The organism is Pararobbsia silviterrae, assembly GCF_003628125.1.
Lineage (GTDB): Bacteria > Pseudomonadota > Gammaproteobacteria > Burkholderiales > Burkholderiaceae > Pararobbsia > Pararobbsia silviterrae.
Window position 1 is genome coordinate 180020 of sequence record NZ_RBZU01000012.1, and the last position, 14018, is coordinate 194037.

General features: G+C 62.1%; 9 protein-coding genes. 7 read left to right on the forward strand and 2 right to left on the reverse strand.

Annotated elements, in window-relative coordinates:
* Positions 1-101: 101 nt before the first annotated feature.
* Both D7S86_RS22840 and D7S86_RS22845 read left to right on the forward strand, forming a co-directional pair.
* Positions 102-3644 carry a two-partner secretion domain-containing protein gene (locus tag D7S86_RS22840; protein WP_121089677.1) on the forward strand — a complete coding sequence of 1181 codons (3543 nt, stop codon included), beginning with the start codon at positions 102-104 and terminating at the stop codon, positions 3642-3644.
* A 12-nt stretch (positions 3645-3656) separates the two neighbouring features.
* Positions 3657-5378 (forward strand): ShlB/FhaC/HecB family hemolysin secretion/activation protein, encoded by a 1722-nt coding sequence (locus D7S86_RS22845; protein ID WP_147432431.1) that lies wholly within the window; start codon positions 3657-3659, stop codon positions 5376-5378.
* On the opposite strand, the gene D7S86_RS22850 is transcribed toward D7S86_RS22845, so the two are convergent.
* Together D7S86_RS22850 and D7S86_RS22855 are read right to left on the reverse strand one after the other, a co-directional pair.
* On the reverse strand, positions 5375-6229 hold the full coding sequence (locus D7S86_RS22850; protein ID WP_121089772.1) for a sulfotransferase family protein: 855 nt from the start codon (positions 6227-6229) through the stop codon (positions 5375-5377). The genes D7S86_RS22845 and D7S86_RS22850 overlap by 4 nt on opposite strands.
* A gap of 137 nt (positions 6230-6366) precedes the next feature.
* Positions 6367-7404 carry an aldo/keto reductase gene (locus tag D7S86_RS22855; RefSeq protein ID WP_121089681.1) on the reverse strand — a complete coding sequence of 346 codons (1038 nt, stop codon included), beginning with the start codon at positions 7402-7404 and terminating at the stop codon, positions 6367-6369.
* Positions 7405-8093: 689 nt separating this feature from the next.
* On the opposite strand from D7S86_RS22855, the gene D7S86_RS22860 reads away from it, so the two are divergent.
* The 5 genes from D7S86_RS22860 to D7S86_RS22880 all read left to right on the forward strand — a co-directional run bounded on the left by D7S86_RS22860 (position 8094) and on the right by D7S86_RS22880 (position 13820).
* Entirely contained in the window at positions 8094-8849 is a 756-nt protein-coding gene (locus D7S86_RS22860; RefSeq protein ID WP_158602059.1) for an SDR family NAD(P)-dependent oxidoreductase, read from the forward strand.
* Positions 8850-8976: 127 nt separating this feature from the next.
* Positions 8977-10017, forward strand: coding sequence for a sugar ABC transporter substrate-binding protein (locus tag D7S86_RS22865; protein ID WP_147432432.1), 1041 nt, complete (start codon positions 8977-8979; stop codon positions 10015-10017).
* Between the two features lie 152 nt (positions 10018-10169).
* Positions 10170-11201 carry an ABC transporter permease gene (locus tag D7S86_RS22870; protein WP_121089687.1) on the forward strand — a complete coding sequence of 344 codons (1032 nt, stop codon included), beginning with the start codon at positions 10170-10172 and terminating at the stop codon, positions 11199-11201.
* Positions 11202-11211: 10 nt separating this feature from the next.
* Positions 11212-12798, forward strand: coding sequence for a sugar ABC transporter ATP-binding protein (locus D7S86_RS22875; protein ID WP_121089689.1), 1587 nt, complete (start codon positions 11212-11214; stop codon positions 12796-12798).
* A 26-nt stretch (positions 12799-12824) separates the two neighbouring features.
* On the forward strand, positions 12825-13820 hold the full coding sequence (locus D7S86_RS22880) for an ABC transporter permease (protein ID WP_121089691.1): 996 nt from the start codon (positions 12825-12827) through the stop codon (positions 13818-13820).
* The last annotated feature ends 198 nt before the right edge of the window (positions 13821-14018 follow it).

Sequence of the window (14018 nt, forward strand, 5' to 3'; positions counted from 1 at the left end):
GGGGCTTGACGCCAAAACAGCGGCGGGCCATGGCGACACGGATTCGATTTCCGAACGCGTGAAGAACGGGGTATTCCCTTATATGGCTCGCGACAATAAAAATGAATCACATCTATCGCCTGGTCTGGAGTCGCGTCGCTCATAGCTGGGTCGCGGTGCGCGAAAATGCGCGGGGCAGGGGCAAAACGCAAAGTCGTGGCGGCAAGCGCGTCGTCGAGTTGACCGCCGCTGCGCTCTCGGTTTCCGCGGTGTGCATTCCTTTATCGCCCGCGGCATATGCGGCCAATGCCAGCGATGCATCGATTGCCGCGGGCAATGGCAGCGCCAAGATCGCGACGGTCGGGACGACCACGACGATCAATCAATCCAGCGAGCGCGTGGTCATCGACTGGACGAGCTTGTCGACGGCCGCCAACGAAGCGTTGGTCTTCAATCAGCCGAATGCGTCCGCGGTCGCGCTGAATCGCATCACGGGCTCGAGTCCCAGCACGTTTCTCGGCAGTCTCTCGGCCAACGGCCAGGTCTATATTCTGAATCCGAACGGCGTGCTGTTCGGCGCCGGCGCGCAAGTCAACGTCGGCGGTCTCGTGGCCTCGACGATGCAGATGGACGCGGCGGCGTTCATGAACGGCAGCGGCACATTCACGCAAGCGGCGAGCGCGACGGGCACGGTCGTCAATCAGGGCTCGCTCAACGCCGCGAGCGGCGGTTATATCGCGCTGCTGGGCAAGACGGTGCGCAATGACGGCACGATCACCGCGCCGCTCGGCACAGCGGCGCTCGGTGCGGGCAGCAGCATCACGCTGACGTTCAGCGGCAATAGCCTCGTCCATATGCAGGTCGACCAGAGCGTGTTCAACACGCTCGCGGAAAACGGCGGCCTGATTCAAGCCGACGGCGGCGTGGTCGTGATGACGGCCGGCGCGGCGGATTCGCTGCTGGCGTCCGTGGTCAACAACACCGGCACGATCGAAGCGCGCACCGTCGAAAATCACGCGGGGACGATTACCTTGCTCGGCGGCATGCAAGCCGGCACGGTCAACGTCGACGGCACGCTCGACGCGTCCGCGCAGAACGGCGGCAACGGCGGCGCCATCGAAACGAGCGCCGCCACCGTGAACGTCGCGAACAGCGCCAGCATCGATACGCGCGCGCCGCAAGGTCTCATGGGCTCCTGGCTCATCGATCCGATCGACTTCACCGTCGCCGCGAGCGGCGGCAACATCACGGGCGCGGCACTGTCGGCCGAGCTCAAGTCGACCAACGTCACGCTCGATACGGTGAATACCACGGGCACCGCGACGGGCAACATCAATATCGACGACGCGGTCAACTGGAGTTCGAACAGTGTCGATGCGAGCAGCCATACGCTGACGCTGAACGCGGCCAACAACATCAATATCAACGCTCCGATTACGTGGGGCGTGAGCGGCACGCCGGGCGACGCGGCCACGACGGGCGCACTCGTGCTGAACGCGGGCGGCGTCATCAATATCGGCGCGGCAATGAACGCGTATTGGCGCGCGCCGTTGACGATGAATACCGGGCCGACGAGCGCGAGCGTCATCAGCACGGTCAACGTCGATCTTCTGCCGAATGCGGGCGGTTTTTCGGGCTCGGTGAACTTCTTTTCCGATGCGGGCACGACCGCGGCCGGCGGAACCGGTTTGCTCACGATCAACGGCAATGCCTATACGGTGATCTCCGATGTCACGCCGGGTTCAGGCGTCGGTGTGGCGGGCGACACCGGAACCGACAGCCTGCAAGGCATGCAGAACAATTTGAGCGGCTACTATGCGCTCGGCAGCAATATCGACGCGAGTGCGACAGCGTCATGGAACGGCGGCGCCGGCTTCGCGCCGATCTCGACGTTCACCGGCGTGTTCGACGGGCTTGGGCATACGATTTCCGGACTCACTGAATTCGACACCCAGCTCGCGGCTAATGTCGGCCTGTTCGGGGACATCATGGCGACCACCGTGTGCAACGTCGGCCTTGTCGGCGCGAGCGTCGCGGGCAGCGGCTATGTCGGCATACTCGTTGGCTTCAATCATATTGGCACGGTCACGAATAGCTTCGCGACGGGGACGGTGAGCGGGGGCGTTTCGGTCGGCGGGCTTGTCGGCGCAAACGAAGGCACCACCGCTAACAGCTATGCCGACGCCTATATTCCCTATGGCGCGTCGTTCGCTGGCAACTACCACGGCGCCGGCGGATTGGTCGGCAGCAACTTCGGAACTATCGAAAACAGCTATGCGATCGGCGCTGTCAACTCGATTTTCAACGCCGGCGGATTGGCGGGAAGCAATTGGGGCGGCGCGATTATCGACAGTTATGCGACCGGCACCGTATGGTCCCGCACCGGCGCAGGCGGCGGTCTCGCCGGATATGGCGGCGAATCGAGTTCGATCACCCAGAGTTACGCGACAGGCGCCGTTACCGGGGCCGGGGACGCGGGCGGACTCGAAGGAAAAACCTATGGTTCGATCAGCGACAGTTACGCGACCGGCAGCGTGAGCGTGCTGAACAGCGGCTCCACCAGCGCGATACTGGGTGGTCTGGTCGGCATCGACGGCGGCTCGATCGCGAATAGTTATGCGACCGGAAACGTCAGCAACGCCACAATCGCCGGAACGGGGACGGCGGGTGAAACCGGCGGCCTCGTCGGCATGAACTACGGCGGCTCGATCACGAACAGCTACGCGACGGGGGCGGTGACGGGCGCGCGCTATGTCGGCGGGCTCGTGGGGGCCAATTTCGGTCCGTTCAACATCAGCGGCTCGATCCATAACAGCTACGAGACCGGTGTCGTCACGGGCACCGATAGCGCCACGACTGGCGGGCTCGTCGGCGCCGTCCTTTCCACGGGTTCCGTCACGGACAGCTTCTACGACAGCGATGCGAATCCGACGCTGACCGGCATTGGGGGTAGCGTCGATCTCGGTGGCGTCGTATGGGGTATGAGTACCGCGGCACTGCAGAATTCCGCCAACTTCACGAGCGCGACCGGCACGTCGAATCCGACGGACCATAGCGGCAACGGCGATGTGAATCCGGCTTGGGATCTTCCGGGCGCCGGCAATGGCGCGGGCTCGACATGGTTTATGTACAGCGGCTTCACCACGCTTTTGCTGCAGGCCTTTTTGACGCCGTTGACGATCACGGCCAACAACGTCAGCACGCAATATGACGGCACGGCCTTTTACGGCGGCAACGGCGTCACGTACTCGGTCACACCCGATCTGTCCTTGTTGTCGGGGACGCTGACCTATAGCGGTTCGGCGCAGGGCGCGGTCGGTCTGGGCGATTACGTGATCTCGGTGAGCGGCCTGTATTCGGCCCAGAACGGCTACATGATCACCTTCGTCGACGGCCGCTTATCGATCGTCAACACGCCGCCCGCGACGACAGGGGGAACGGGCGGTCTGGTGACGGCATCGAACGATCTTGGACAGGTGGAGGCGTGGGTCCTGTCAAAGCAAAACAGCGGACAAGCGAGTGCTTCGCGCGGCGTGCCCGATCTCGCGGATGCGGGTACGGCCTCCGACGATGAAGGCGACGTGACGATCAAGCTGGGCAGCAACGGATCGACGCTGCATATCGAGCGCGACGCCGGCGGTGAGCAAGCCCATATCCATCCATAAGAAGAGCTTGATTTGAAACACTCGACCTCGCAGCACGGGGCTGCCTCGCCCAGACCGTTGCCCTTGTCTTTGCTGATCGGGACGTTCTGCATCGGCATCGCGCCTGCGATGCCCGTGCACGCGGCCGGGCCCGCCGTTCCAAGCGCCGGCACGATTCTCCAACAAGTGGAGCCGGCCGCGCCGCCCGCACCGCCGTCCAACGATACGGGTCTGCGTATCCAGCAACCCGCGTCCGGCGCCTTGCCGCCCAGCATCGCGATCCACATCGAACATATCGACATCGTCGGCAATACGAAGATCGACACGGCGACGCTGCACGCGCTCGTGGCCGATGCCGAGGGCAAGGATCTCGACTTGCCTCATATCGGCGAGCTGGCCGCGCGCATCACCGACTACTATCACGCACACGGTTTTCCGCTCGCGCACGCGATCGTCCCCGCGCAGACCCTGCAGGCCGGTACCGTGAAGATCGAAGTCATCGAGGCGCGCTACGGCAAGATAGACATCGACAATCAAAGCCGTGTGAGTGATGGCTTGCTGCAGTCGACGCTGGGCGGTCTTCAAAGCGGCGATGTCATCACGCAGGCCGACCTCGATCGCAGTTTATTGCTGCTCGCCGATATCGCGGGACTGGTCGTCAATGCGACGCTGAAATCGGGTGCGCAAGCCGGTACGTCCGACTTGATCGTCGATGCCGCGTCGGCGCCGATGTTCAGCGGCAATCTCACGCTCGACAACGGCGGCGATGCCTACACCGGGCGCATACGCGGAGGCGCCAACGCCGATGTCTACAACCTGCTGCATCGAGGCGATACGCTCGGCGTGAGCGCATTGACCTCGGGCGACGGCATGCGCTACGGACGCGCTTCGTACGATGCCTTGCTGGACGGCTCGGGAACCCAACTGGGTGGTGCGTATTCGGCGCTGGACTATAAGCTGAACGGGTCGTTGTCGACGCTCGATGCCCGAGGCAGCGCCCAGACGAGCAGCGTCTGGCTCAAGCAGCCCATCGTGCGCAGCATGACGGTGAACGTCAACGCGCAGCTCGAATACGATCACCTGCAACTGAATGACGAGATCCGCAGCACGGGCATTCAGACCGATCGCCATCTCGACAATCTGACAGCCACCTTGTCGGGCGACGTGCGCGATGGTCTGTGGGGCGGCGGCCTCAGTCTGTGGAGCGCCGGCGTGACGGACGGCCATGTGCGTTTCGACAATGCAGTCGCGCAGGCCGAGGATGCGCTCACGACGAATACGCAGGGCAGTTTCGTCAAGGGCAACGCGACGCTGACGCGACTTCAAACTGTGACCGCGCGCGATACGCTTTATGTGAATCTGACTGGGCAGTGGGCATCGGGCAATCTCGATGCGTCGCAAAAGCTCACGATCGGCGGGCCGAACTCGGTGCGCGCGTATGACGTCGGCGTGCTGTCGGGCGACACGGGCTACACGTTCACGACCGAGTTGCGCCATGCGTTCGGCCCCTCCGCGTACGGCCAATGGGAGGCGATCGCGTTCGTCGACGCCGCGCATGTGGAAGTCAATCGCGACGCACTGCTGGCCAGCGCGAACAGCGTGAATCTCGGCGGCGTCGGTCTTGGCCTGAATTGGGCCGGACCGCATCGACTGGCCGCAAATCTGGTCGTCGCGATGCCCGTCGGCCCGACGCCGGTACAGATCGGCAGCCGTTCATCCGTGCGTGCGTGGCTGCTGGCGAGCGAGGCGTTCTAACGCGCGGGCGTTGCGGCCTGCGGCGCGAGCCGGTTCGGGTAGTAAAGCTGATAGAACCACGCGTAGGCGCTTTCGATCCGGGCCTGGATGCGTGGCGCGATATCGTGATGCGTGGGCGGCGCGATGCGCGCGTGCTGCGTGTGCAGGTATTTCATGCGGAAGTGGCTGTCGCTTTCCTGAATGCCTGTGCTGATCGCTTCGGGATCGATCCTGAGCGGCGAGACGCCGAGCCATTGATAGATATGCGACATGCAATCGGCCGGACGCGCCATCAGATCTTCGAAGCGCAGGAAATACAGGCATTTCTGGACGGCCTTCGGCAGGTCCGTCACGGCATGCAGCGAAGCCAGCGGTATGCCGATGACCTTGTCCTTGGCGAATAGCATGTCCGCACGGCCGAAACGGTCGTAGTCGGCCAGGTGATCGGGAAAATCGATCAGGATCGTGCGCTGGTGCTGCGCCTCGATCGATCCGTAGATTTGCCCGAGTTCGCGGACGCACACGATCAATTTGGCGTTCGGTTCGAGATGCAGCAGCATCTCGACGGCATGCAGCCATGCGCGGTTCTTGTCGACCACCACGGGGCGTTCGCAATCGTGATGCCAGCCGTGCAGGAAGCCCTGCATGGCCGACGTCAGATGCCCATAGCTGCGGTCGAAAGTCTGATCGAGTTGCGACAGAAAGAACGTGTCGTCGCTGACCATGTGGCGCATGCCGATCAGAAGATTGCATAGCGGCGAGCTATTCCCTTCGCAATGGATCTCCGGATGTTGCGCGAGCAATTGGCATAGCAAGGTCGACCCTGCGCGCGGCAGCCCCGTGACACCGACAAAGCGTGGATTCGTCGCCATGATTTTCATTGGAGTGAGCGGCGCCCGCGTATCGGACGCAGACGGAAGCAGCGCCCGATTATAGGGGAAGCGTCGCGGGCTCACATCGGCGACGACCCGCTGCATGAGCGCGTCGTCGCGGCTGCCTCTCTATCGGATCAACGACCCGCGGGCGTCGGCGCGGCGGGATCGACGAGCCCTTCGTCCTTGAGGTCGCGCCACAGGTCTGCGGGAATCGGCAGACGCATGAAGGCGAGGTTCTGTTCGAGCTCCTCGACCGAGCGCGCGCCCGGAATCACGCTGGCGACGATCGGATGTCCAAGCGGGAATTGCAGCGCGGCCGCGGCGAGCGGAATGTCGTGACGTGCGCAGACGGCCTGGAGTTGGCGGACCTTGTCGATGACGCGCGGCGGTGCGCTGCGCGTATTGAAAGTCGCGCCGTTCACGGGACCGGACGCGAGGATCCCCGAGTTATACGGGCCGCCGATCACGAGCTGCGTCCCGCGTTGTTCGCAAAGGGGCAGCAGCGTCGCGAGCGGCTCTTGTTCGAGCAAGGTATAGCGGCCGGCCAGCAGGAAATAGTCGAAGCGCCCTGCGACGACGAAGTCGCCGAGCATCTGCCATTGATTGATCCCGACGCCGACGGCTTTGATGACGCCTTCGGAGCGCAGGTCGTCGAGCACGCGATACGCGCCTTCCATCGCGTCCTGAAAGTGGCTGCGCGCGCGCGGATCCTCGCCGGGTTCGAAGGCCAGCGCTTCGTCGGGGTCGTGGATCGCGAGCATGTCGATATAGTCGACGCCGAGCCGCTCGAGACTGTCTTCGATCGAGCGGCGCACCGCATCGCGCGAGTAGTCGAACTCGGGTCGAAACGCGGGCGCCTGATCCCAGAGCACGGGCGCGACCTCGTCGGCAGAGATCGGCACCAGTGCATAGCCGACCTTCGACGAAATCACGATCTTGTCGCGCGGGAGCGATCGGATGGCTTCGCCGAGGCGCGATTCGGCGAGCCCGAAACCATAGACAGGCGCCGTGTCGAAATAGCGGATCCCGCGTTCGAACGCAGTGTGCACGGTCGCGATCGCGACGTCGGGATCCGTCGCGCGATACATATTGCCGAGTCCCGTGCCGCCCAGGCCCATCGTCGTCAATTTCAGTCCGGACGTGCCGAGCACGCGCGACGAGATTTCAGTCATCGTTCAATTCCATTCATTGAGTTAAGCCGCTTTTTCTGATCATCGAATTGATCAATCGATTAATCGCCAAAAAATACTAGCGGGCCGACTTATATTTGACCAGTGTTAACGCGCGTCGAATGTTTATTCAAGGGTTAACGCGAATTTCTTGAATGGAATGTGATCGTGTTCGGCTCTTTCTCGTCTCGATATACGTGTTAACGCTTAGCTGATATCGTAAGTATTGCTCAATCGTCACTAACGTTTTATGCCGTGTAACGTTAGTGATCTAGGGTAAACGTGATGCGATTTTCGTCGAAATAACTCACACAAAAGTAGTCGAATGACCCACAAAAATAGAGGTTATCTTGCCATGCTTTATTTTATAAAGTATTGAAAATGCATATAAAAACAAACAATCGCCCAAAAAATGGGACGCAAATCGTGCGTCGCAACACGGAAATATCGAGACCGTTCGTTTACTTCGTCGAACGTGTGGTGTTATAAAGAATTCACACATTACATTTTATTGAACAAACGTTAGTCCCAAGTCCGATCAATTTGGATCGGTCCATGTGTCGTTGTCGGTGAATGGATATGGGTTTCAATGTGCATTGAATCGATGCATGGATCATGTCGCGCCTAAAAAATATATGTCGTGGTGAAAAGTTATTTCAGATATCGGGTGTGATCGGGAATTCGGAATGAAATTGAGCGAACGAAAAGCGGTCGTGACGGGCGCCGCCAACGGGATCGGCAAGGCGATCGCGCACGAACTGGCCGCGCACGGCGCGCACGTGTTCTTGCTGGATCGCGACCGCGTTGAAGGTGAGGCGGCATGCGCGGCGATCGTCGCGGCGGGCGGCCGTTGTGAATTTCGCGAGCTCGACGTGACCCGTGCGGATCAGATCGCCGACGTCGCGAGCGCGATCCTCGCCGACGTCGGGTATATCGACATCCTCGTCAACAACGCCGGGATCTGGCGCCCGGGCACGGTCGTCGACGCGAGCGAAGCGACGTGGGACGCGGTGCTCGACACCAACGTCAAGAGCGTGTTCCTCGTCTCGCGCCAGTTCGTGCCCGCGATGCTCGAGCGCAAGCGCGGCGTCATCGCGAACGTCGCGTCGGTGGCGGGCATGGTCGGCGCGGCGGACGCGTCCGCCTATGCGGCCTCGAAAGGGGCGGTCATCAATCTCACGCGCAGCATGGCGCTCGATTTCGCCGCGCATAACGTGCGCGTCAACTGCGTGTGTCCGGGAATGATGGATACGCAGATGGGCGATGCGGTCGTCGCGCACTATCGGCCCGCGGATGTGCCCGAGGCCTCGAAACAGAATTGGCAACCCTTGCGCAGAGCCGGTGAACCGGACGACGTCGCGAAGGCCGTGCTCTACATGGTCTCGGACGATGCGCGATTCATGACCGGATCTGCCGTCGTCGTCGATGGAGGATTGACGGCGCAGTAGCGGCGTTCGCGCGTCGACGCGGCGCGCGCATGTCGCAGCACAGGGAAAGCCGTCATTCGACCGGCGAAAACAATCCCAATCGATCTCACCGAGATCCATTCAACCCGTTTCCTGGAGGAGACCCAAGGTGGCGAAGAAAACTCGTATGTGGGCGGCCGTCTGCGCGGCATTGACGATCGGTGTGTCCGGCCTCGCGCATGCCGCGGACAAGACGACGCTCGTCGTCATGATCCGGGGCCTCGACAACCCGTATCACGCGGACTATGCCGCGGGCGCCAAGGCCTTGGGCAAGGCGCTCGATCTGCCGGTCGACGTGCTCAGCAGCGAAGGCAATAGCCAGAAGCAGTTCTCCGATCTCAAGGCCGAGATCGCGAAGACGGGCGGCAATATGGTCGTCAACGTCGATCCGAACGAAGGCCCGGACGTGGTGCCGATCGCGAAGATGCTCGAAAGCGCGGGCGTCTACTGGGTCAGTTGGTGGAACAAGCCGGACGACATCAAGGTCGAGGACTATCCGCACTGGGTCGCGCACATCAGCTTCGACGCGGTCGGACAAGGCTATTTCAACGCGAAGGAACTGTTCAAGACATTCAAGACGCCGAACCAGGGCACGATCATCGCGATCCAGGGGATGCTCTCGAACAACGCCGCGATCGATCGCTTCAAGGGGTTGCAAAAGGCGCTCAAGGAATATCCGAACGTCAAGCTCGTGCAGTGGGAAGCCGCCGATTGGGACACCAACAAGTCGTATGAGATCACCAAGCAACTGCTGTCGGCGCATCCCGATGTCGACGGTGTCTGGAGCGCGAACGACAACATGGCGCTCGGCAGCATCGCGGCGCTCAAGGAAGTCGGCAAGAGCGGCCAGGTGAAAGTGAGCGGCACCGACGGCATTCCCGACGCGTTTGATGCGATCAAGGAAGGCACGATGTCGTCGACGGCATACGACGACGCGCGCTATCAGGCGCAACTCGGCCTTTCGATGGCGCTTGCCGCGAAGTCCGGCAAGCTCGACGTCAAGGCGACGCCGCACAAGTACCGCGCGTTCCTGATCCCCGGTGCGCAGGTGACGCCGCAGAACGTCGATCAGATCAAGGCCGGCGTCGGCACGATGCCGACCTACGATCTGAAGAACTTCTACGCGCGTTGGGTGGCCGAGATCAAGTAAGACCTCGACCTCGGGCATGCCGTCAGGACAGGGTGCCGACGCATGCAGGAATCGACGAGCCGGGCGCCGCGATGTCGCGCCCGGCTCGTCGGCGCGCAGACCCACGTTGTCGCGGCCGATCGGGGTCGTGACCTCAGGAAGGATCGTTGTTCATGAAACAAGCGGAAAGTCTCGCCGATGCGCGCACGGCGCAAGCGTCGGCCCGTGGATTCTCGATCGGGGGCGCGCGCCAGTGGTTGCGACGCTCGGGCGTCGGTGCGCAATGGATCTCGCTTGCCCTGATCGTGCTTGCGTTCGCGATCGGCACGCAAGGCCAAAGTCTGTCGTGGACGAATCTTCAGGTCGTCCTGAGCCTCGCCGCGATTCCGGCGATTCTTGCCGTGGGGCTGCATCTGACGATCGTGATCGGCGGCATCGATCTGTCGCTGCAAGGCACCGTCGCGGTCTGCGCGGTGTTCGTCGGCGTGCTCAGCAAGAACCGCTTCAATGATTTCGACGTCGGTCTCTGGATCGTTCCGATCGCGATGGCGATCGGCGCGGCCGCCGGATTCGTGACCGGCATGCTCCATACGAAACTCAGAATTCCATCCTTCATCACGACGCTCGGCATCAGTTGGGTGCTCTATGGCGTCGCGGTCTATATCAACAAGTCCAAGCTGATCAGCCTGCTCGATACGCGGATCCAGCATTTCATCAACGAGAAGACCTTCGGCATCGCGCATATCGTGCTCGTCGCGCTGCTGATCACGCTCGTCGTGCAGTGGTTCGAGGACAAGACACGCACGGGCCGCTATCTCTACGCGGTCGGCGGCGACGAGGCGCTCGCGCGGCAAGCCGGCATCAACGTCGAACGTATCAAGGTGCTGGCGTTCGTCGTCGCCGGCTGTCTGTACGGACTCGGCGCCGTACTGCTCGTCAATCGCATGGGCAGCGCGACGTCGCGCGCGGGCCTCAATCTGCTGTTCCCGGTCATCACGGCCGTCGCGGTCGGCGGCGTATCGCTGACGGGCGGGCTCGGTGGCGCGAAGAACGCGCTGCTCGGCACGCTGATCCTGACCGTGCTCAATAACGGCATGGTGCTGATGGCCGTCAATCCGTATGCGCAGACGGCTGTCAACGGCGTCGTGCTGATCGTGGCGGTCGCGTTGACGCTCGATCGAAAGAAGCTCGGCTTCATCAAGTAAGGGGGCATGCATGGTAACGACGATGGAACGCGTGAACGGTCACGCGCTTGACGATCCGCATGCGAGTCCGTCGCCGCACGATCCGGATATCGTGCTCGCGCTGCGCGGCATCACGCGTCGCTTTCCGGGTGTGACGGCGCTGAACGAGGTCGCGCTCGACGTGCGCAAGAACGAGATTCTCGGCTTGCTCGGCGAGAACGGCGCCGGCAAATCCGTGCTGACGAAGATCATGACGGGCATCTATCAGCCCGACGAAGGCACGCTCTCGCTGCACGGCAAGCGCGTGACGATCCGCGGCACCGCCGATGCGATCAAGAAGGGAATCGGCGTCGTGTTTCAGGAAGGATCGCTGATTCCGAATCTCAGCGTGATGGAAAATCTGTTTCTGCGTCACGAGGATCCGTTCCTGCGGTTCGGCGCGTTGTCGCGCCGCGCGATGGCGGCCGAGGCGCGCCGGCGCCTCGAACAGATGAATCTTGACGTCGACGTCGATGCACCGGTCTCGTCGATTTCCGCGGCGGCCAAGCAGATGGTGGAGATCGCGCGTGTGCTCTGGCTATCGGAGAAGTACGGCGCGTCGAATCCGATCGTGATTCTCGACGAGCCGACGACCGTGCTCAACGATGCCGAACGCGGCACCTTGTTCGAGATCTTGAACCGTCTCAAGCATCGGGCCTCGATCATCTTGATCTCGCATCGGCTGCAGGAGGTCCTCGAGAATTGCGATCGCGTCGTCGTGCTCAAGGACGGTGTCAACGTCACCGAGACCCGCACCGAGGGTCTGGCGATTGCCGAGGTGGAGAAGCTGCTTGTCGGCAACGACTATTCGGGCGACCGGTTTCGCGAGAGCGATCAACGCACGCCTGACGGTCCGGTGACGTTTCGCGTCGACAATCTGAGCAAGGCAGGGGCGTTCGACGCGCTGAGTTTCGCGGTCCGCGAAGGTGAGATCGTCAGCCTCGTCGGGCTCGTGGGGTCGGGCAAGGAGGCGCTGTGCCGCTGCATCGCGGGGCTCGATCGATTCGATTCCGGCAGCGTGACGATCGACGGCGCGTCGCCGGTCAAGGCATCGTCGCGATCCGCCGTGCTTCACGGGATCGGGCACGTACCGATCGAGCGCAGGGAAGAAGGCCTCGCGCTCAATATGAGCGTCGCCGACAACATCAATTACCTCGTGCTCGACAAGCTCAAGAAAGGCGGCCTCATCAATCGCGCGCGCGAGCGCGAGCACGCGCGCCAATGGGTCGCCGAGTGCCTCGTGAAGACGCCTTCGATCGATGCCGCATGCCGCGGGCTCAGCGGCGGCAATCAGCAAAAGGTCATCCTGTCGAAATGGCTGAGTTCGGACGTCAAGCTGCTGATCCTCGATCATCCGACGCGCGGCATCGATATCAAGGCGAAGGACGAGGTCTATCGGCTGATCCGTAAATTCGCGAAGGCGGGCATCGCCATGCTGATCATGTGCGACACCCTCGAGGAAGACATCGGGCTCGCGAATCGGATTCTCGTCATGCGCGAGCGCAAGCTCGTCGGCGAGCTCGACGCGCCGCCCGGCGCGAAACCCACGCCGCACGACCTGATCACGATGATCGTCTGAAACCCGCATTCAAAAGAGGCTGCAAAGTGGAACACAAATCGATCGGCAGCACGATGCACTGGGGCGCGCGCTTGCGTTTCGCGCGCCGGATCGCGAGCGTCAAGCCGCTCTATCTGACGATCGCGCTGATCGTGATCGTCGGCGTCGCGATGACGCTCGGCAACGACAACTTCCTGTCGCTCTACAACCTCGGCACGATCGTGAGCTTCGGCGCGATTCTGTTGATCGCGGCGCTTGGGCAGATGTTTCCGATCCTGATCGGCGGGATCGATCTGTCGGTCGGCGGTACGATCTCGCTCGTCTCGGTCATGTTCACGATGCTCGTGCCGCGTATCGGCTATGGCGCATATCCCGTGTGCCTCGTGACCGGGCTCGTGCTCGGCTATATCAACGGCTTGATGCTGACGCGCGTGAAGATTCCTTCGTTCATCGCGACACTCGGTACGGGCGGCATCGTGACGAGCCTCGCCTATCTGCTGTCGCCGCGCCCCGTGAGCGCCGCGCCGAGCGACTACGGCTATCTCGACGTCGTCAATGGTACGGTGTGGGGCGTGAATAACGTCGTCATCCTGGGCTTTATCGTGTTCGCGCTGTTGTTCGCGTTTCTGCGCTTCACGCGCACGGGCCGCAATATCTATTTCGTCGGCAGCAACATCAAAATGGCGTGGATGTCGGGCACGCATATCGTCGCCACGCGTAATGTCGCGTTCGTGGTGTCGGGTGTCTGCGCGGCGCTGGTCGGGATCGTCATCTCTTGCGTGCGTTTCGGCGGCGATCCGGTGGTCGGCACGTCGTACGTGCTGAACTCGGTGGCCGCGGTGGTCGTCGGTGGCACGGCGTTGACGGGCGGCATGGGCGGCGTCTTCAACGTGCTGTTCGGCACGCTGTTCCTGAGCATGCTCGACAACGGCATGAACGTGATCGGCGTCGATCAGTACTTTCAGCAGGCGATTTACGGCGCCATGATCATCTTCGGCGTGGCCGTCACATTCGATCGCTCGAAGACATCTGTCATCAAATAGGTGTAAGGGGCGGCCGACTCGATCGAGAGATCGTGCCATTGACGATCAGCGCGGAGCGACGCGCCTTGACGTTTGGAAGCCGCCGCTTAATTTTCGTTTTTCCGCGCTTGCGTATCTAAACGTCCGTTTAAATGTCCGCGCCGTCGTCGCGGGCGGGGGGAACACCGTACAGCCTCGACTTTTCTGGCAGTATTGGGC

Excerpts from the sequence above, each read along its gene's own strand:
- D7S86_RS22840 (WP_121089677.1), top strand. The coding sequence starts at position 102 with ATGAATCACATCTATCGCCTGGTCTGGAGTCGCGTCGCTCATAGCTGG.
- D7S86_RS22850 (WP_121089772.1), bottom strand. The coding sequence starts at position 6,229 with ATGGCGACGAATCCACGCTTTGTCGGTGTCACGGGGCTGCCGCGCGCA.
- D7S86_RS22855 (WP_121089681.1), bottom strand. The coding sequence starts at position 7,404 with ATGACTGAAATCTCGTCGCGCGTGCTCGGCACGTCCGGACTGAAATTG.
- D7S86_RS22870 (WP_121089687.1), top strand. The coding sequence starts at position 10,170 with ATGAAACAAGCGGAAAGTCTCGCCGATGCGCGCACGGCGCAAGCGTCG.
- D7S86_RS22875 (WP_121089689.1), top strand. The coding sequence starts at position 11,212 with ATGGTAACGACGATGGAACGCGTGAACGGTCACGCGCTTGACGATCCG.